Raw genomic sequence first — 19,351 nt, 5'->3', positions numbered from 1 at the left:
TTCCTGTAGGAGCTGGCGAAGCCTGCGATCTGTTGATCTTTCGCTCCAGACTCAATTGGCAGTGGAAAGATCGCAGCCTCGCTTCGCTCGGCGGCTCCTACAGACGCTGCCGACCCCTTCATTAAATAAGAAATATTTACAACCATAACCCTTTACACATAATGCAAATCTTTCGCATTATGTCGCAGTTTTTGCGCACCCTCGCGCCTGTCCCATCCATCACCGAAGCAGGATGTTCGCCATGATTCGTATGCCCCTGGCTACCGCCAGTCTGCTGGCCATCGCTATTTCCCTCGCCGGTTGCGGCGAAGGCAAAGACAAGGCCGCCGCGCCGCAAGCGCCAACGCCGGCCGCCAGCACCTCGGCACCGGTCGCCCCTGCTGCCGCCGGCAAAGTCGACGAAGCCGCCGCCAAGGCCGTTGTCGCGCACTATGCCGACATCGTCTATGCCGTCTACAGCGATGCCGAATCCACTGCGAAGACCCTGCAAACCGCCGTCGACGCGTTCCTGGCCAAGCCGAACGCCGACACCTTGAAAGCCGCCAAGGCTGCCTGGGTCGCCGCACGCGTGCCGTACCTGCAAAGCGAAGTGTTCCGCTTCGGCAACACCATCATCGACGACTGGGAAGGCCAGGTGAACGCCTGGCCCCTGGACGAAGGCCTGATCGACTACGTCGACAAATCCTACGAGCACGCCTTGGGTAACCCGGGCGCCACCGCCAACATCATCGCCAATACCGAAGTCCAGGTTGGCGAAGACAAGGTCGACGTCAAGGACATCACCCCGGAAAAACTCGCCAGCCTGAACGAGCTGGGGGGTTCCGAGGCCAACGTCGCCACCGGCTACCACGCCATCGAATTCCTGCTGTGGGGCCAGGACCTCAACGGCACCGGCCCGGGCGCCGGCAATCGCCCCGCTTCGGATTACCTGGAAGGCGCCGGTGCCACTGGCGGCCACAACGACCGTCGTCGTGCCTACCTCAAGTCCGTGACCCAACTGCTGGTCAATGACCTGCAGGAAATGGTCGGCAACTGGAAGCCGAACGTGGCCGACAACTACCGCGCCACCCTGGAAGCCGAGCCGGCCGAAAGTGGCCTGCGCAAGATGCTGTTCGGCATGGGCAGCCTGTCCCTGGGTGAACTGGCGGGCGAGCGCATGAAGGTGTCCCTGGAAGCCAACTCGCCGGAAGACGAACAGGATTGCTTCAGCGACAACACCCACAACTCGCATTTCTACGATGCCAAGGGCGTGCGTAACGTGTATCTGGGCGAATACACCCGTGTCGACGGCACCAAGATGACCGGCGCCAGCCTGTCGTCCCTGGTCGCCAAGGCCGACCCGGCCGCGGACACCGCGCTCAAGGCCGACCTGGCCGACACCGAAGCCAAGATCCAGGTCATGGTCGATCACGCCAACAAGGGTGAGCACTACGACCAGTTGATCGCCGCCGGCAACACTGCCGGTAACCAGATCGTGCGCGACGCCATCGCCGCGCTGGTCAAGCAGACCGGTTCGATCGAACAGGCTGCGGGCAAACTGGGCATCAGCGACCTGAACCCGGATAACGCTGATCACGAGTTCTGATCAACGCCGGCTGGCTGCGGGTCAACGCAGCCAGCCAAGCCACAAAACCTGTGGGAGCGAGCTTACTCGCGATAGGGGTCTATCAGTCGATTTTGATGTTGGCTGGTCTACCGCTATCGCGAGCAAGCTCGCTCCCACAGTAGTTTCTGGTGTTTCGAAAATGCGAGATCAGTCATCACTACCCTTGTGGGAGCGAGCTTGCTCGCGATAGGGGTCTATCAGTCGATTTTGATGTTGGCTGGTCTACCGCTATCGCGAGCAAGCTCGCTCCCACAGTGGTTTCTGGTGTTTCGAAAATGCGAGATCAGTCATCACTGCCCTTGTGGGAGCGAGCTTGCTCGCGATAGGGGTCTATCAGTCGATTTTGATGTTGGCTGGTTTACCGCTATCGCGAGCAAGCTCGCTCCCACAGTGGTTTCTGGTGTTTCGAAAATGCGAGATCAGTCATCACTGCCCTTGTGGGAGCGAGCTTGCTCGCGATGAGGGCATATCAGTCGACATTTGATGTGTCTGATCTTCCGCTATCGCGAGCAAGCTCGCTCCCACAAGGGGCGTCACTGTGGTTCATGGCTGCAACCCGGCAAGCCGCCCTTCGATAAACCGCCGTTCCGGCAACTGCTGCGTCAGTTCGAGCGCGCGTCGGTACGCGGCCCTCGCCTCGTCCACCCGTCCCAACTGCCGACAGAACTCCGCCCGCGCCGAGTGGGCCAGGTGATAGTCCGTCAAATCACCCCTGGCGAGTATCCCGTCAACCAGGCGCAGCCCTTCCTGTGGTCCGTCGCACTTGGCCAGGGCGGCGGCGCGGTTGAGTTCGATCACCGGCGACGGCACGGCCCGCAGCAGCACATCATAAAGCCCGACGATCTGCGGCCAGTCGGTCTGCTCTGCCGTCGGCGCTTCGGCATGCACCGCCGCAATCGCCGCTTGCAGGCAGTACGGCCCGAACCGTCGGGTTTTCAACGCGGCTTCCACCCACGCACAGCCCTCGGCGATCAGCTCGGCATCCCATAAGGATCGCACCTGCTCATCCAGCAGAATCAGTTCACCGGTCGACGACGTTCGCGCCGGGCGCCGGGATTCGTGCAGCAGCATCAACGCCAGCAACCCCATGACCTCGGCCTCGGGCAGCAACTCCATCAGCAGACGCCCGAGACGGATGGCTTCGCGCGTCAGGTCTTCGCGAGTCAGCTCGGCGCCCATCGAGGCCGAATACCCTTCGTTGAACACCAGGTAGATCACCCGCAGAACGCTGTCCAGCCGCTCCGGCAGTTCCGCGCGGGACGGCACCTGATAGGGGATCCTGGCATCGCGGATTTTCGCCTTGGCCCGCACGATGCGCTGGGCAATGGCCGCCGGGGCGGCGAGAAACGCCCGGGCGATTTGCTCGGTGGTCAGGTCGCAGACTTCCCGTAGCGTCAGGGGCACCTGGGCATCCGCCGCCAGGGCCGGGTGGCAACAGGTAAAAATCAGCCGCAGGCGATCGTCTTCCACGTCTTCGTCACTCCACGGGTCCTGCTCCAGCGCTTCGAGTTGAGCGATCAACAACGGTTGGGACGCGGCGAAACGCGCGCGCCGGCGCAAACTGTCGATGGCCTTGAAGCGCCCGGCAGACACCAGCCAGGCCCGTGGGTTGTCCGGCACACCGTCGCGCTGCCAGCGCTCGACCGCAATGAAAAAGGCCTCGTGCAAAGCCTCTTCCGCCAGATCGAAGTCACCCAGCAGGCGAATCAGCGTCGCCAGGATCCGCCGCGAGTCTTGCCGATAAACCTGCTCGACCCGCGCCTTGACCGTTTCGACCGACATCAGTCGGGCATGCCTTGGGTAACCAGTGTCTCAAGCCGGCCCAGGCTCTGGCCCCAACCCTCAGGGAAACCCATGGCGTCGTGTGCCTGGCGATCGATTACCCGGCTGACGGATAACGCGTAAGGGGCAGCTGTGAGGTTCATGAATGAAATCCTGCTTGTGATTGTTGTTCAGGGGTTCAGTTGGCGTACCGGTCGCACTTCAACGCAGCCGACCCGGGCCGCCGGGATATTGCCAGCGACCTGGATGGCTTCGTTGAGGTCCTTGGCGTCGATCAGGTAGAAGCCCGCCAGTTGCTCCTTGGTTTCGGCGAACGGGCCGTCGGTGATCGACAGCTTGCCGCCACGCATGCGCACCGTGGTGGCGGTCTGTACCGACTCCAGGGCTTCGGCGGCCAGCATGCGCCCACTGCCCTGGATCGATTCGGCATAGGCCATGCATTCGGCGTCCTCCGGGCTGTCGGGCGAGTTGTGCAGCGTCTGTTCGTTGCTATACACCAGGCATAGGTACTTCATGGAAGGCTCCGTGTTCGGACAGATCAACTATGGACGGCAGAATGACGCTCGGCGAAAAAACCGACGATCAGGGTTGCAGGTCGAACAGCGCCGTCCCGGCCATCGGGTCGAACGGAGCGGACCAATGTTCATGGACGATCCGCCATTGTCCGTCTACACGCTGGTAACAGGCCGTCACACGCATCCAGCAGGCCTGTTCCTCGCCTTTCTCGTTGGTGCCGCCGCAATAGGCCAGCCAGTGGGCAAAGGCGATGTTGTCGGCCGGGGTAATCTTGACCTGATGAAAGTCGAACTTGTGCGGACCGGGGCACATTTCCATACACGCTTGCCAATGGGCCCGGTAAGCGGTCTTGCCCTTGAATTGCAGGGCCTGGATGGCATCGAACGAGACAATGCTCTCGTCATAGAGCGCCATGACTTTATCGACGTCCTTGGCCATGACGGCCTGGCGGTAAGTGTCGATCAAGGCCTGGATCTGGGTTTCAGTGGCTTGGGTATTCATGGTGATTCTCCGCAGTTTTTTGTTGAAGACACCCTTTGTCGTTTGGAGAAACAGCGAATCGACAATCCAACAAAAATAATTCAAAGAGAAAATTCGCTAGAATCCAAGTCCTATTCTGCCGGCACACATTGGACGTTTCTGTGACCGCTCGACTCGTCCCCTACGAAGACCTGACCGCGCTGCAACGTGAACAGGTCAGCGCCATCGAACTCCACCCCGAACAGATCAAGTTCGCCGGCGATATTCATGGCGCCCTGCACATGCTGCTGTCCCGGCCCGGCCCGGGGGTCAAAGGCTTTGCGCTATTGGCTGGGGACGTGCCAGTGGCTTTCCTGCTGCTCAAGCGCCCGCCGGTACTGCCGGCCTGGGCCAACGAACACAGCGCCACCCTGCATGCCTTGCAAGTCGACCACCGGGCCCAGGGCAAAGGGTATGGCAAGGCCTGCCTGCAGGCGCTGCCCGCCGTGGCACGAGCCGCCTGGCCGGACATCCACGGATTGGAGCTCTCGGTCGATCCCGATAACGTCTCGGCCATTGGCCTGTACGCCCGCCTGGGCTGGGTCGACAGTGGCGAAGCCTACAAGGGCCGCATCGGTTATGAGCGGCGGATGGGGTTGGTGTTCTGACAAACAGAATCAACGATCGATAGGCGCTGAATGTGGGAGCGAGCTTGCTCGCGATAGAGGTGTTTCAGTCAACATCAAAGTGGCTGACCTGACGCTATCGCGAGCAAGCTCGCTCCCACAGGGGACTGCCCGATCAGCTTGGCTTGAGCGGGATCCAGATCTCCAGGGTGCCTTGGCCGGTTCTGGGGTTGAAGTCTTCGCTGTAGCGCTCGAATTCAGGCTGATCCGCCGCTTCGTAACCGGAATGGGGCAGCCACTCTTTCCAGATGTATTGGAACGTATCCGGCAGTTTTTTCAATGGCCCTTTGTGTTCGAAGACCGCGTAATGGCCTGGCTGGATTTCGATCCAGCGATATTGCTCCGGCAAATCGTCGAGCCGGCTGATTTCCACGCCGGCGATGTATTCGAACCCACCCTTCCCGTCCGGGTTGCAACACACACCGTAGGTCACTTCATCTTTCTGCCCTGGCACCTTGCCGAGCCAGGGCAGGAACTTTTCCCAGAGCAAAGGGATGTCTTGGGCGGTGTCCTGGGTAAACCGAGCACCAAAGCCGGCGATGAGCTGAAAACGTCCCTGTTCAAAGCGTGGCACGGCTGTGTAATCGCGTTCGGGCTTTTCCATGCGGCAACACTCCAGCAAAACGTGAAGTCGGGCTTGGCAGTATAGAAGCCAAACCGTGATTGCCAGGGCCGTTTCGCTTGTCAGATGCCAGGCAGGGCCGCGGTGACGGCGCTACCTACAAACTCGTTGTAGCCAGAAACAATCACGTACACCGCGAAATAACAGAAGATCGCGGCGGATGCCCAATAGGAATAACGCAACAATTTATCCCCCAACAGTTTGCCACCCTGGGTCGCCGCCAGGCACAAAGCCGCGCACCACAGCAGCCCGGCGCAGAGGAAACCACTGAGAAACAGCGCCGAGCTGAGCAAGGTTCCGCCGCCCGAACGGGCGATCAGCGTACCGCCCACCGCCGCGAACCAGAGGATGGCACTGGGCGATGACATGGCCAGGAAAATCCCGCGCAAGAACTCCTGGCGCGAAGAGTTGCCCTGCACTTCACCGGCCTCGGCCAATACCGCGCTGTGATAGATCGCCGAGTGGATCATCTTGGCCGCGAAGTACAGCAACAGCACTGAGCCGCCGACCCACAGCACCCAGCGCACCGCTTCGTATTGCAGCAGCACGGTCATGCCGGCCAAGGCCAGGACGGCGTAGATCAGATCGCCCACGCAGGTGCCCAGGCCCAGGGCGAACCCCTGGAAATAGCCGCGCTGCATCGCCAGGGTGATCATCGCGATATTGGCCACGCCAATGTCCAGGCACAGCGAAAGGCTCAGCAGGAAGCCGCTGGAAAATTCCATCATTCGTTCCATCAGGATTGGGTGAGACAGGTTCAACAAGCCGCTGCGACCATCGATGGCGCCGCGGCCAGGGCGACAGTGTCGTCGAAAATAGTTCGCCGCGGCTACTGGACAATCCGACATCCGCCCGATTATCTTGCGCCGCAGGCCACCGCAGTGGCCAACGTCGCTCGGACGGTTCCGGGCGCTCACGTATCTCGAGGCAACAATGGCCGAACAAGGTTCGCCGCGCCGCTTTGCGCGCATCGATCGACTCCCCCCGTATGTATTCAATATCACTGCCGAGCTGAAGATGGCTGCGCGTCGGCGCGGCGAAGACATCATCGACTTGAGCATGGGTAATCCCGACGGCGCCACGCCTCCACACATCGTGGAAAAACTGGTCACCGTCGCCCAGCGTGAAGACACCCACGGTTATTCCACCTCCAAAGGCATCCCGCGCCTGCGCCGCGCCATTTCGCGCTGGTACAAGGACCGCTATGAGGTGGACATCGACCCGGAAACCGAAGCCATTGTCACCATCGGTTCCAAGGAAGGCCTGGCCCACCTGATGCTGGCCACCCTGGACCAGGGCGACACGGTGCTGGTGCCCAACCCCAGCTATCCGATCCACATCTACGGCGCGGTGATCGCCGGCGCCCAGGTGCGCTCGGTGCCGTTGGTGCCTGGGGTGGACTTCTTCGACGAACTGGAGCGGGCCATTCGCGGCTCGATCCCCAAGCCGAAGATGATGATCCTCGGCTTCCCATCCAACCCCACCGCCCAGTGCGTGGAGCTGGACTTCTTCGAGCGGGTCATCGCCCTGGCCAAGCAGTACGACGTGCTGGTGATCCACGACCTGGCCTACGCCGACATCGTGTATGACGGCTGGAAAGCCCCGTCGATCATGCAAGTGCCGGGCGCGAAAGACATCGCGGTGGAGTTCTTCACCCTGTCCAAGAGCTACAACATGGCCGGCTGGCGCATCGGGTTCATGGTGGGCAACCCGGAACTGGTCAACGCCCTGGCGCGGATCAAGAGCTACCACGACTACGGCACCTTCACGCCGCTGCAAGTGGCCGCCATCGCCGCCCTCGAAGGCGACCAGCAATGTGTGCGCGACATCGCCGAGCAGTACCGCCAGCGCCGCAACGTGCTGGTCAAGGGCCTGCATGAGCTGGGCTGGAAGGTGGAAAACCCCAAGGCGTCGATGTACGTCTGGGCCAAGATTCCCGAGGCCTATGCGCACTTGGGGTCGCTGGAGTTTGCCAAGAAGCTGCTGGCCGAAGCCAAGGTCTGCGTCTCGCCGGGGGTGGGGTTCGGGAGTATGGGGATGATCACGTGCGCTTTGCGCTGATCGAGAACCAGGACCGGATTCGCCAGGCGGTGCGTGGGATCCGTGGGATGTTCAGGGCGGATGGGTTGGTAAGCAAACCTAACGCCTGACCTAAAACCAGCGGCGGGGGTTGGCTCCCGCCTTGGCTCTACTGATCACCCGAAACCAGTGTGGGAGCGAGCTTGCTCGCGATAGCGGTACAACAGTCAGCCAAGTATCGACTGTAAGTCCGCTATCGCGAGCAAGCTCGCTCCCACAATGGGTTATAGGTTGTCGGTTAGACCACCAGCGACAGCAGCAGGATAAAGATCAACCCCACCACCGACAGGATGGTTTCCATCGCGGTCCAGGTCTTGAAGGTCTCGGCCACGGTCATGTTGAAGTACTGCTTGACCAGCCAGAAACCCGCATCGTTGACGTGGGACAGGATCAACGAACCGGCACCGGTCGCCAGCACCAGCAGCTCACGGTTCACACCCGGCATCATCCCCACCACCGGCACCACGATACCGGCACCGGTAATGGTCGCCACCGTCGCCGAACCTGTGGCGATACGGATCACTGCGGCCACCAGCCACGCCAGCAGGATCGGCGAGATCTGCGCACTCACCGCCATGTGACCGATCACATCGCCCACGCCGCTGGTGACCAGCATCTGCTTGAAGCCACCACCGGCACCGATGATCAGGATGATCGCGGCGGTCGGCGCAAGGCTGGCGTCCAGCCATTTGAGCATCTGGCTGGAACCGATGCCCTGCTTGTAGCCGAAGGTGTACAGCGACAGCAACAACGCCAGCAGCAAGGCCGAGATCGGGTGGCCGATCATGTCCATCCAGGCACGGAAGAGGTTGCCGTCGGGCAGCGCCACGTCAGCGAAGGTCTTGAGCAGCATCAGGAACACCGGCGACAGCACGGTGATCAAGGTGATGCTGAAGCTTGGCAGCTCGGCGGCGCTCGTCTCGCGGGCCAGTTGGTCCACCAGCTCCTGGTTCGGATGGCCGGGGATGTGCTTGGCAATGAACGTACCGAAGATCGGGCCGGCAATGATGGCGGTCGGCAGCGCGACGATCAGGCCATAGAGAATGGTCTTGCCGATGTCAGCGCCAAATATGCCAATCGCCAGCAACGGCCCCGGGTGCGGCGGCACCAGGCCGTGGACCGCGGAAAGACCGGCCAGCAGCGGGATACCGATCTTGATGATCGACACGCCGGTGCGGCGCGCGACGATGAACACCAGCGGGATCAGCAGCACGAAGCCGATTTCGAAGAACAGCGGGATGCCCACCAGGAAGGCGGCGAACATCATCGCCCACTGCACCTTGTCCTTGCCGAAGGCGCGGATCAGGGTCTGGGCGATCTGATCGGCCCCGCCCGACTCGGCCATCATTTTGCCGAGCATCGTGCCCAGCGCCAGGATGATGCCGACAAAGCCCAGCACGCCACCGAAGCCGTCCTGGAACGCCTTGATGATGGTGCCGGTCGGCATGCCCGACGTCAGGCCGAGGAACGCGGCGGCGATGGTCAGCGCAATGAACGGGTGGAATTTGAACTTGGTGATGAGGACGATGAGTCCGATCACCGTGACCACTGCATCAAGCAGTAGGAACGTCTCGTGGGACATGCCGAACATGGGAGGTGTCTCCTGATTTGTTGTTGTTATTGAAGCAGTTATTTATGAGTCGTCGGGACAGCGCTATCTTTCTGACGCAAATTTTTTGAAACTCAGCTAGCCAGCTTCAAACCGTGGGCCAACCACCAGACGTAAGCCTGCTGTGCCAGTTCGTCAACGCTGTGGCTGGACGCGTCCAGAGCCAGGGTCAGGGGCTCGCCGACAGGGGATTCAAGGGTGGCGAACTGGCTGTCGATCAGGGTCGACGGCATGAAATGGCCGGGACGATGGGAAACGCGGTCAGCGGCCACTTCAGGGGTCAATTCAAGGAATACGAAACCCAGGCCGGGCAAGGCGCTGCGCAGACGCTCACGATAACTGTGCTTGAGGGCCGAGCAGGTCAGCACCGGACGCTCGCCCGTGGCGTCGACACGGCGCAACTCGTCGCACAGGCTGTCGAGCCAGCCGGCGCGGTCGTCGTCGTTCAAGGGTATACCGGCGCTCATCTTCTGGATGTTGGCCGCGGGGTGGAACGTGTCGCCTTCGATGGCGGTGGCGCCGCTCAACTGGCACAGGGCCTGGCTGACGCACGTTTTGCCGCAACCGGCAACGCCCATGATGACCAGGGCGGAGATGGGATTGTTCATGTAACACCTCAGCGCGCAGACAGCGCTACCTTTGCCAGTTATGACACCGCAGCAAAAGCAGAAGTTGCCGACGCCTTCTTGTCATTTTTGTGGTTGCAGCATGTTCGTTCACGACACCCACGGACGAGGGATCAGGCAACCCCCGCTCACGCATTTGCAGCGGCGTCGAGACAGCGCTACCTTAGTACCTTGATTTTTGTTTGGCAAGCCGCCCTGATGACCGTCCCTAAAAACGATAAGAATACTCGCACCACCGGTCGCCCCACGCTCAACGAAGTCGCACGCCTGGCCGGTGTCAGCCCTATCACCGCCTCCCGTGCCCTGCGTGGCGTCAGCACCGTCGCCTCGGAACTGGTGGAAAAAGTCCGCCAGGCCGCCGTGGAACTCAACTACGTCGTCAATCCCGCCGCCCGCGCCCTGGCTTCGGCCCAGAGCCATTCGGTGGTGGTGCTGGTACCGTCGTTGTCCAACCTGTTGTTCATCGACACCCTGGAAGCCATCCATCGGGTGCTGCGGCCCAAGGGCTTCGAAGTGGTGATCGGCAACTACCACTACTCCCGGGACGAGGAAGAAGACCTGTTGCGCAACTACATGGCCTATCAGCCAAGGGGTTTGCTGCTGACCGGTTTCGACCGCACCGAAAGCGCCCGCCGCATGATCGAGGCCAGCAATATCCCGTGCGTGTACATGATGGAACTGGACCCCGGCGCCGGGCTCAATTGCGTCGGTTTTTCCCAGCTCAAGGCTGGCGAAACGGCGGCCGAGCACTTGATTTCCAAGGGCCGTAAGCGCCTGGCCTACATCGGCGCGCAACTGGACCAGCGCACCCTGCTGCGCGGTGAAGGCTTTCGCCGCGCCCTGCAGCAAGCCGGTTTGTATGACCCGGACCTGGAGCTGCTGACCCCGCGCCCATCCTCGGTGGGCCTGGGCGGGGAATTGTTCCTGCAATTGCTCGGCAGCCACCCGGACGTCGATGCGATCTTCTTCGGCAACGACGACCTGGCCCACGGCGCCCTGTTCGAAGCACTGCGCTGCGGCATCAAGATCCCCGAGCAGGTCTCGGTGCTGGGCTTCAACGACCTGCCCGCCTCGGCCCATATGGTGCCGCGCCTGAGCAGCATCAGCACCCCACGGGAAGCCATCGGTCGCCGCGCCGCCGAACAGATGCTGACACTGATGGCCGGCAACCGCATCGCGCAGCCGGTGGTAGACCTGGGTTTCGAGCTCAAGGTTCGCGAAAGCACCTGAGGCGCCCCGCTCAAGCGGTCGATCCATGCCGTCCGACGGCAAGGGTTGGCCGCTCCCCTCGCCGCGCGCTTGTCCACACCCCTTGGAATACGGGCCTTGCGAAGGCGGCATGGGAATTGCTCCTGCCCATCGCTCAGCCATTACCTACAGGTGTTCATCATGTTGGTCAGTGCAAAACAGCAAGCGATGGTCTTGCCACTCAAACGCCCGGGCGAGGATCCCACCGCCGAAGCCGCCAGCGGCCTGCAAAGCGCCGCGTTGCAGGCGTTGCGCGATAACGTCCAGGCCCAGGCCAGCCAGGGCAGTGCCCAGGTCCAGGATTCCTTCACCCAACGAGCCACGCAACAGGTCAATGCCGCCACCGCCATCAGCGACAAGGTGGATGAGGCGTTCGCCAAGACGCGCGTGCAATTGCAGACCGTGGCTTCGTCAATGCCTGAAGAGACCACGACGCTCGGCGGCTCCGCCACGGCGGAGTTCAAGGACTACATGAGCAAGACGCCCGAAGAGCGCCTGCGCGACAGCATTCTCGAAGAGATGGGTATTACCGAGGAAGAGTTCGGGGCGATGCCGCCCGAGAAGCAGATGGCGGTCAGCCAGGAGATTGCCCAGCGCATGCAGGACAAGTCAGCGATAGCCCAAGTGGAAAAGGCCCAGGAGAGCCGCACGGGCGACAAAGCCGCGGCCACGGACATGTTTCTCGCCTCGCTTTGAGCCTCGGTACAGGCCAGAGCATTTGAGCTGGGGTGACCGCCCCAGCTCAACCTGAGGCCCGCCAAGGCGGTACCGGTTCAATGACCGAACAGGTTCACCTTCTTGGTTTTCTTGTCGGCGCGCTTTTCATCGGCAGTCTTCGCCGGTTTTTTCTTTGCCGCTTTTTTTGAATCCATGCCTTTGGCCATGATACGTACTCCAGTCATACGGGATGTGAAGTCAGGTATACACCTATCGCCGCACTCGCGTTCTTTTATAATCGCCTCCCCCTTCTGCGCCACGACCCAGCCATGTCCGAAATCCATTACGCAGCGCTCGAAGCATCGCTTTGGCCGCTGATGAACAAGTTTTACCGCGCCCACCAATCCTCGATGAAAGCGGTGCGTGACGCGCAGCTGTGGGTGGCACGGCGCAATGAGATCGTCGCCGCCCTGTGCTTGCGGCCAGTGTCGGGCGGGCATTGGTTGACGGGGTTGTTCGTCGACCCGGCGTACCGCGTCCAGGGCATAGCCGCGCGATTGATCGCTGAAGCGGTGAATGGGGTGGACAAGCCGGTGTGGCTGTTCTGTCACCCGGACTTGCGCGGCTTTTATGAGCGGCGTGGTTTCAGCTTCGACCCTGAACTGCCCTATGCGATGGCCGAACGCCTGAGCCGGTATGCCCGTAGCAAGCCGATGATTGCGATGGGGTGGGAGCCGCCGTGCCCTTCCTGACACAGATCCAATGTGGGAGCGAGCTTGCTCGCGATAGCGTCAGGTCTGTTGCATCAATGCCAGCTGACACACTGCAATCGCGAGCAAGCTCGCTCCCACAGGATGCTGCGGTGAATGATCAGTCGTCTGCAGCCGGGTCCAGGTCCGGGAACATCACTTCGGTAAAGCCGAACTTGCTGAAATCAGTGATGCGCGACGGGTACAAGCGCCCGATCAGATGATCGCATTCATGCTGCACCACCCGCGCATGAAAGCCCGACGCGTAACGCACGATCGGCTCGCCCTTGGGATCGAAGCCTTCATAGCGGATGTGTTGGTAGCGCTCGACCGCACCGCGCAGGCCCGGCACCGACAGGCAACCTTCGAAGCCCTCTTCCATCTGCGGGCCCAGAGGGGTGATCAGTGGGTTGATCAGGATGGTCTGGGGCACCGCCTCGGCGTCGGGGTAACGCTCGCTGTGCTCGAAGCCGAAGATCACCAGTTGCAGGTCGATGCCGATCTGCGGCGCCGCCAGGCCGACGCCGCCGACACTTTCCATGGTCTGGAACATGTCGTCGATCAATTGCCACAATTCCGGGCTGTCGAACATTTCGGCGGGCACCGGCGGGGCGATGCGCAGCAGGCGTTCGTCGCCCATTTTCAGGATTTCACGGATCATGGTCGGGCTTCGTCAGGGTGGGTTTGAGGGATGGAATGGTCGCGCCCCAGGCCCGACACATGCTGTTTTTCGTGCTCGCCCGCGCTCTTTTCACCCGGGTTCTTGCCCTCGGTGGACATGTGCTCGATCACTGCATTCATTTCCGCGCCGAGCAACAGCACCGCCGAAGAAATATAGAAATACAGCAACAACACAATGATCGCGCCGATGCTGCCATACATGGCGTTGTAGTTGGCAAAGGTCTTGACGTAAAACGCGAAGCCCAGGGAAGCGATGATCCACACCACCACCGCCAGCACCGACCCCGGCGTGATGAAGCGAAACTCCTGCTTGACGTCGGGCATCACGTAATAGATCAGTGCCACGGCCACCATCAGCAAGAACACGATCACCGGCCAGCGCACGATCGTCCAGAGCGTGACGATGAACTCTTCCAGGCCGACTTGGGCCGCAATCCAGCCCATCACCTGCGGCCCGAGCACCATCAGCGCCGCAGCGGCCAGCAGCATGCCGGCGATGCCGACCGTGTAGAAAATCGACAGCGGGAAGCGCTTCCAGGCCGGACGGCCCTCCACCACGTCGTAGGCGGCGTTCATCGCGCTCATCATCAGCCGCACGCCCGCCGAAGCGGTCCACAAGGCAATGACGATACCCACTGACAACAAGCCACCCTTGGATTGCTGAAGCTGGTCGATCACCGGGTTGACCTGCTCCAGGGCCTGGGGCGGCAGCACCAGTTCCGATTGCAGGCGCAGCCAGGAGAAGAAGTCCGGCAGGTGCAGGAAACCGATCAGGGCAATCAGGAAGAGAATGAAGGGGAACAGCGAAAACAGCATCTGGTAGGCCAGTGCCGAGGCGTAGGTCGACATCTCGTCGTCGACGAACTCGGTCACGGTACGCATCATCACACGATGCAAAGGTAAGCCTTTCAAGGCCGGAAACATCATGTGCGTCTCCTTTCGCCGCAAAAAAGGAAGGTCGCCTGGCGACTCATGGGGTTGTTATCCAAGACAAAGTAACCTGTTTGGCGACTTTGGAACAATTTCCCCGGCGCAAGTTCGAGCCGACATGAAAACGGCCACCCGCAGATGACCGTTCCAATCGTTTTACTACAGGCGGGTTATGCCTTGTCGACGCCTTTCTTGAGCGCATCCTTGGCCTTGCCCACGGCTTGTTGGGCCTCGCCTTTTTTCTCCTGGACCACGCCCTCGGCGCGCATGCGGTCATTGTCGGTGGCCTTGCCGACGCCTTGCTTGATGTTGCCGACGGCTTCGTTGGCAACGCCCTTCACTTTATCGCTCGTGCTACCCATGATGTCTCTCCTGTGAACAACGGTACGAAAAGTCATTACATAAGGGTTGACCGGGGCCGTTTGCCGGGAGTTTCATTTTTTTCAGCGGCACATTTCATCGTCGAATGCAGGTTGCACTTTATGTTTGTCGATCAACCCCCGAGAATGCCCCACGTATTCAGGCTGTGGCTTGAAGCTCCAACCCCGTAGGAACGTTATGAAACTCGATAAAAAGCAGGCCATCGCCCGCAGGAACCAGGAACTGGGCGGCGCCGTACTGGGCGTCAACAACTGCCATTTCAGCGAATTGAACCGTAACCGCAACATTTTCTGGTTCGATATCCCGGTGGCGCGCCTGGCCATCGGTCAGTACGAATGGATCCACCTGCTGTTGCACACGCCGGCCACCGATGAGCTGCTGCACTTGAAGGTGCCGACCGTGTTCCTGCGGGAAAAAATGGAAGGCCTGGAAGTGCGCAACCAGGGCAAACGCAAGGCCGCCCTGAGCCTGGAGCTGAGCGCCGACAAGGACGCCTACCTGCAGGACATGCGGCCGGGTGGCACCAACCTGGATTTTGCGCAGTTCCGGTTGTAACCGGACCCGAGAAGCACCGGTTCCCTGTGGCGAGGGAGCTTGCTCCCGCTGGACGCGCAGCGGCCCTTGCGGTGTGTCAGTAGAATCGCAGGGGGCTGCTGCGCAGCCCAGCGGGAGCAAGCTCCCTCGCCACACAAGCGGCCTCGCTTCAGGTCATCGCCCAACAAAAAGCCCCGCATCAGCGGGGCTTTTTGTTGGCAACGGTCTTACTTCTTCAACCCCAGCTTCCTGAGTTCTTCATCCCGCAACTCGCGGCGCAGGATCTTGCCCACGTTGGTGGTCGGCAAGGCATCGCGGAATTCCACGGCCTTGGGCACCTTGTAGCCGGTGACGTTGGCACGCATGTGTTCCATCACCTGTTCCTTGGTCAACGTCACACCCGGCCGTGCGACGATGAAAATCTTGATCGCCTCGCCGGATTTTTCGTCCGGTACGCCGATGGCCGCGCATTGCAGCACGCCCGGCAGGGTTGCCAGCACATCTTCCAGTTCGTTGGGGTACACGTTGAAACCGGAGATCAGGATCATGTCCTTCTTGCGATCGACGATGCGCATGTAGCCGTCCGGCTGGATCAGCGCAATGTCACCGGTCTTGAGCCAGCCTTCGCTGTCGAGGATCTCGTCGGTGGCTTCCTGACGCTGCCAGTAGCCCTTCATCACCTGCGGACCTTTCACGCACAACTCGCCGATTTCGCCCAATGGCTGCTCGACGCCCGCGTCATTGATCACCTTGCACAGCGTCGACGGCACGGGAATGCCGATGGTACCGATCTGGATGTTCTGGATCGGGTTGACGGTGGCCACCGGGCTGGTTTCGGTCATGCCATAACCTTCGCAGATCGGGCAACCGGTCACCGCTTTCCAGCGCTCGGCCGCGGCCAGTTGCAGGGCCATGCCACCGGACAGGGTGACTTTCAGTGCCGAGAAGTTCAGCTTGCGGAAGGCTTCGTTGTTGCACAGGGCCACGAACAGCGTATTGAGGCCGACGAAACCGCTGAACTTCCACTTCGACAGTTCCTTGACCATCGCCGAGAGGTCGCGCGGGTTGCTGATCAGGATATTGTGGTTGCCGATCAGCATCATCGCCATGCAATGAAAGGTGAAGGCATAGATGTGGTACAGCGGCAGTGGCGTGATCAGCACCTCGCAACCCTCATTGAGGTTGGAGCCCATCAGCGCCTTGCACTGCAGCATGTTGGCCACCAGGTTGCGGTGGCTGAGCATCGCGCCCTTGGCCACGCCGGTGGTGCCGCCGGTGTATTGCAGCACAGCCACGTCGTCGCTGGTGGGGTTGGCTTCGTTCACCGGCTGGCCGTGGCCTTTGCTCAGCACGTCGTTGAACTTGACGGCCTTGGGCAAGTGATAAGCCGGGACCATCTTCTTGACGTACTTGATCACGCTGTTGATCAACAGGCGCTTGAGCGGCGGCAGCAGGTCGGCGACTTCGGTGACGATGACGTGCTTGACGCCCGTCTTCGGTACCACGGTTTCGGCCAGGTGCGCCATGTTCGCCAGGCACACCAGGGCCTTGGCACCGGAGTCGTTGAACTGGTGTTCCATTTCCCGCGCGGTGTACAACGGGTTGGTGTTGACCACGATCAGCCCGGCACGGATCGCACCGAACACAGCCACCGGGTACTGGAGAACGTTGGGCAGCTGCACGGCGATTCGATCGCCCGGCTGTAAATCGGTATGCTGTTGCAGGTACGCGGCAAACGCCCCGGACAACTCGTAGAGCTCACCGTAGGTGATCGTCTTGCCGAGGTTGCTGAATGCCGGCTTGTTGGCAAAGCGTTGGCAGGACTGCTTCAACACCGCCTGAATATTCGGATACTCGTCTGGATTGATGTCGGCAGCAATCCCAGCTGGGTACTTATCCTTCCAAAAGTCTTCGATCATGGAAGCCCACTCCTCAGCAACGCGAATTCTCACCGCATTTGATGCGATTATTATTGGTGTGTGTTTATTGGTGAATCTGGCTTGAATCAAGGCCGAGAAGTCACAAAAGCGCGCCGAGAGTAGCAGCTTTGCCAAGGGTCGCCTAGAGCCAAAAACAACCCCCGCAGTCATAAACATGACTCATGAATATTTTATGGTCATTTTTAGAGTAAAAATTCTAAGCTCTGGATAATCACCTCGAATACATAAAAAACGGTGGGAGCGAGCTTGCTCGCGATGACGGTGTATCAGCCAACATTTCTGTCACTGACCTACCGCTATCGCGAGCAAGCTCGCTCCCACAGGGTTTCCATGAGGCAGGCGCCTCAGGCTATATCCCGCAACTCCCGCCGCAGGATCTTGCCCACTGGCGTCATCGGCAATGAATCCCGCAACACGATGTGCTTGGGAATCTTGTAGCCGGTGAAGTTTTCCTTGCAGTAGGCCTTGAGTTCTTCGAGGCTGACCCCGGCCTCACGCGCCACCACGAACAGCTTCACCGCCTCCCCCGAGCGCTCGTCCGGCACGCCGATCACCGCGCAGTTGGCCACCTTGGGATGGGCCATCACCACGTCTTCGATCTCGTTGGGGTACACATTGAAACCCGAGACGATGATCATGTCCTTCTTGCGGTCGACGATGCGCACGAAACCGTCCGGGTCGATCACCGCGATATCGCCAGACTTGAACCAGCCCTCGCTGTCCAGCACTTCGGCCGTGGCCTCGGGCTTGTTCCAATAGCCTTTCATGATCTGCGGCCCCTTGATGCACAGCTCGCCGCGCTCGCCCAGGGGCTGCTCGACGCCATCGTCGTTGATCACTTTCATCAGCGTACCCGGCACCGGCATCCCCACTGTGCCCAGCCGAGACTTGCCACCATAAGGATTGGCACTCGCCACCGGTGAGGTTTCGGTCAGGCCATAGCCCTCGGTAATGCCGCAACCGGTGAGCTGCTGCCAGCGCTCGGCGGTGGCCTTGATCAACGCGGTGCCGCCGGAGTTGGTGACCTTGAGGTGGGAAAAATCCAGGGTCTTGAAATCCGGATGATCCATCAACGCCACGAACAGCGTGTTGAGCCCCAGCAACAACGAGAAACGCCAGTTCTTCAGTTCCTTGATGAAGCCGCCGATGTCCCGTGGGTTGGTGATCAGCACGTTGTGGTTGCCGGTCACCATCATGCACATGCAGTTCGCCGTGAACGCATAGATATGGTACAGCGGCAGTGGCGCGATCATGACCTCCTGGCCTTCGCGCAGCAGCGGCTGGCCGTCCTCGCCGAGCTGCCCCAGGCAGGCCCGGGCCTGTTGCATGTTGGCCACCAGGTTGCCGTGGGTCAGCATCGCGCCCTTCGCCAACCCGGTGGTGCCACCGGTGTATTGCAATACCGCAATATCGTCGAGGCTGACGGTCAGCGGCTTGATGCCCTGGCCGCGTCCCAGGCGCAAGGCGCTCTTGAAGGAAATGGCCTGGGGCAGCGAATAGGCCGGGACCATTTTCTTGACCTTGCTCACCATCGTGTTGACCAGCCAGCCCTTGGCGGTGGGCATCAGGTCGCCCATCTTCGCTTCGATCAGGTACTGCAGGTCCGTATCGGGCAACACCTCCTGGACTTTCTGCCCGAACATGTTCAGGTACACCAGCGCCCGGGCACCGGAGTCCTTGAACTGATGACGCATTTCCCGCGCGGTATACAGCGGGTTGGTGTTGACCACGATCAGCCCGGCGCGCAAGGCACCAAACACGGCGATCGGGTACTGCAGGATGTTAGGCATCTGCACCGCGATACGATCGCCAGGCGCCAGGTCGGTATGGGTTTGCAGGTAACCGGCGAACGCCGCGCTGTAGCGCTCGAGCTCGGCATAGGTGAGGGTCACCCCCATGTTGCTGAACGCCGGACGGTCGGCAAATTTCTTGCAGGAACGCTCGAACACCTCGATCACCGACTTGTAGGTCCCCAGGTCGACGTCCAGGGGCACGCCGGCCGGGCGTTTGTCATTCCAGAAATCAGGCTGCATTGTTTTTGTCCTCTTTACCTGAGCATGTCCGGGCCGCGTCTGTATCGCTTGCAGAGGCGGAGCTCTTGGGACACTAGCAGCTATGGCCAATCAGGCAAATATGGCAACCTGCGTCATAGATTGTGTGAATCTTCTTGCCATGGTGTGGCCTGATCAGGCGAGACGCAACGGATGCGCTATACAATGCAGCGACGCTGCGTCTGACTTTGTGCA

Annotated in this window: 18 protein-coding genes and 2 pseudogenes; 7 read left to right on the top strand and 13 right to left on the bottom strand. The window is 60.8% G+C overall.

The window, feature by feature from the left end; all coding sequences use genetic code 11:
• Positions 1–241 precede the first annotated feature (241 nt).
• Complete coding sequence (locus J4E63_RS04240) at positions 242–1,585, top strand: imelysin family protein (RefSeq protein ID WP_060738837.1); 1,344 nt, start codon at positions 242–244, stop codon at positions 1,583–1,585.
• 564 nt (positions 1,586–2,149) lie between these two features.
• On the opposite strand, the gene J4E63_RS04235 is transcribed toward J4E63_RS04240, so the two are convergent.
• The 4 genes and pseudogenes from J4E63_RS04235 to J4E63_RS04220 all read right to left on the bottom strand — a co-directional run bounded on the left by J4E63_RS04235 (position 2,150) and on the right by J4E63_RS04220 (position 4,405).
• Positions 2,150–3,388 carry an RNA polymerase sigma factor gene (locus J4E63_RS04235; RefSeq protein WP_207281198.1) on the bottom strand — a complete coding sequence of 413 codons (1,239 nt, stop codon included), beginning with the start codon at positions 3,386–3,388 and terminating at the stop codon, positions 2,150–2,152.
• Positions 3,388–3,483 (bottom strand): annotated as a pseudogene (locus J4E63_RS04230) (polyketide cyclase); the annotation flags it as partial. The gene J4E63_RS04235 and the pseudogene J4E63_RS04230, both read right to left, overlap by 1 nt.
• 75 nt (positions 3,484–3,558) lie before the next feature.
• Positions 3,559–3,903, bottom strand: coding sequence for a YciI family protein (locus J4E63_RS04225; RefSeq protein WP_060738839.1), 345 nt, complete (start codon positions 3,901–3,903; stop codon positions 3,559–3,561).
• A gap of 67 nt (positions 3,904–3,970) precedes the next feature.
• Positions 3,971–4,405 carry an SgcJ/EcaC family oxidoreductase gene (locus tag J4E63_RS04220; protein ID WP_207281197.1) on the bottom strand — a complete coding sequence of 145 codons (435 nt, stop codon included), beginning with the start codon at positions 4,403–4,405 and terminating at the stop codon, positions 3,971–3,973.
• A gap of 140 nt (positions 4,406–4,545) precedes the next feature.
• Here J4E63_RS04220 and J4E63_RS04215 point away from each other — a divergent pair, with 140 nt between their 5' ends.
• Complete coding sequence (locus J4E63_RS04215; protein WP_060738841.1) at positions 4,546–5,031, top strand: GNAT family N-acetyltransferase; 486 nt, start codon at positions 4,546–4,548, stop codon at positions 5,029–5,031.
• Positions 5,032–5,164: 133 nt separating this feature from the next.
• Here the strand turns inward: J4E63_RS04215 and J4E63_RS04210 are convergent, their stop codons facing one another.
• Together J4E63_RS04210 and J4E63_RS04205 are read right to left on the bottom strand one after the other, a co-directional pair.
• Positions 5,165–5,653: a GyrI-like domain-containing protein gene (locus J4E63_RS04210; RefSeq protein WP_192262235.1), complete on the bottom strand. Its 489-nt coding sequence runs from the start codon at positions 5,651–5,653 to the stop codon at positions 5,165–5,167.
• 80 nt (positions 5,654–5,733) lie between these two features.
• Complete coding sequence (locus J4E63_RS04205) at positions 5,734–6,396, bottom strand: LysE family translocator (RefSeq protein WP_060738843.1); 663 nt, start codon at positions 6,394–6,396, stop codon at positions 5,734–5,736.
• 208 nt (positions 6,397–6,604) lie between these two features.
• On the opposite strand from J4E63_RS04205, the pseudogene alaC reads away from it, so the two are divergent.
• Positions 6,605–7,821: pseudogene (gene alaC, locus J4E63_RS04200) on the top strand (alanine transaminase).
• A gap of 167 nt (positions 7,822–7,988) precedes the next feature.
• On the opposite strand, the gene J4E63_RS04195 reads toward alaC, so the two are convergent.
• Positions 7,989–9,341, bottom strand: coding sequence for a GntP family permease (locus tag J4E63_RS04195; protein ID WP_060738845.1), 1,353 nt, complete (start codon positions 9,339–9,341; stop codon positions 7,989–7,991).
• A 92-nt stretch (positions 9,342–9,433) separates the two neighbouring features.
• Positions 9,434–9,967 carry a gluconokinase gene (locus J4E63_RS04190; protein WP_092203878.1) on the bottom strand — a complete coding sequence of 178 codons (534 nt, stop codon included), beginning with the start codon at positions 9,965–9,967 and terminating at the stop codon, positions 9,434–9,436.
• A gap of 216 nt (positions 9,968–10,183) precedes the next feature.
• On the opposite strand from J4E63_RS04190, the gene J4E63_RS04185 reads away from it, so the two are divergent.
• From J4E63_RS04185 to J4E63_RS04175, 3 genes are all read left to right on the top strand, one after another.
• Positions 10,184–11,215: a LacI family DNA-binding transcriptional regulator gene (locus J4E63_RS04185; protein WP_060738847.1), complete on the top strand. Its 1,032-nt coding sequence runs from the start codon at positions 10,184–10,186 to the stop codon at positions 11,213–11,215.
• A gap of 159 nt (positions 11,216–11,374) precedes the next feature.
• Positions 11,375–11,929: a hypothetical protein gene (locus J4E63_RS04180; RefSeq protein WP_207281196.1), complete on the top strand. Its 555-nt coding sequence runs from the start codon at positions 11,375–11,377 to the stop codon at positions 11,927–11,929.
• Between the two features lie 290 nt (positions 11,930–12,219).
• Complete coding sequence (locus J4E63_RS04175; RefSeq protein ID WP_207281195.1) at positions 12,220–12,642, top strand: GNAT family N-acetyltransferase; 423 nt, start codon at positions 12,220–12,222, stop codon at positions 12,640–12,642.
• A 118-nt stretch (positions 12,643–12,760) separates the two neighbouring features.
• On the opposite strand, the gene def is transcribed toward J4E63_RS04175, so the two are convergent.
• From def to J4E63_RS04160, 3 genes are all read right to left on the bottom strand, one after another.
• Complete coding sequence (def, locus tag J4E63_RS04170) at positions 12,761–13,300, bottom strand: peptide deformylase (RefSeq protein WP_092329075.1); 540 nt, start codon at positions 13,298–13,300, stop codon at positions 12,761–12,763.
• Positions 13,297–14,247, bottom strand: coding sequence for a YihY/virulence factor BrkB family protein (locus J4E63_RS04165; RefSeq protein WP_060738851.1), 951 nt, complete (start codon positions 14,245–14,247; stop codon positions 13,297–13,299). Before J4E63_RS04165 ends, def begins: the two co-directional genes overlap by 4 nt.
• A 173-nt stretch (positions 14,248–14,420) precedes the next feature.
• Positions 14,421–14,612 (bottom strand): CsbD family protein, encoded by a 192-nt coding sequence (locus J4E63_RS04160; RefSeq protein ID WP_207281194.1) that lies wholly within the window; start codon positions 14,610–14,612, stop codon positions 14,421–14,423.
• Positions 14,613–14,808: 196 nt separating this feature from the next.
• Here J4E63_RS04160 and J4E63_RS04155 point away from each other — a divergent pair, with 196 nt between their 5' ends.
• Positions 14,809–15,186, top strand: a complete 378-nt coding sequence (locus tag J4E63_RS04155; RefSeq protein ID WP_060738853.1) for a hypothetical protein — start codon at positions 14,809–14,811, stop codon at positions 15,184–15,186.
• A 206-nt stretch (positions 15,187–15,392) separates the two neighbouring features.
• On the opposite strand, the gene fadD1 is transcribed toward J4E63_RS04155, so the two are convergent.
• Entirely contained in the window at positions 15,393–17,084 is a 1,692-nt protein-coding gene (fadD1, locus tag J4E63_RS04150) for a long-chain fatty acid--CoA ligase (RefSeq protein ID WP_207281193.1), read from the bottom strand.
• 365 nt (positions 17,085–17,449) lie between these two features.
• Entirely contained in the window at positions 17,450–19,138 is a 1,689-nt protein-coding gene (gene fadD2, locus J4E63_RS04145; RefSeq protein ID WP_207281192.1) for a long-chain-fatty-acid--CoA ligase, read from the bottom strand.
• Between the last annotated feature and the right edge of the window lie 213 nt (positions 19,139–19,351).

Source organism: Pseudomonas sp. FW300-N2F2, from assembly GCF_017351655.1.
Lineage (GTDB): Bacteria > Pseudomonadota > Gammaproteobacteria > Pseudomonadales > Pseudomonadaceae > Aquipseudomonas > Aquipseudomonas fluorescens_AA.
This window is presented reverse-complemented; position numbering and strand designations above follow the sequence as displayed.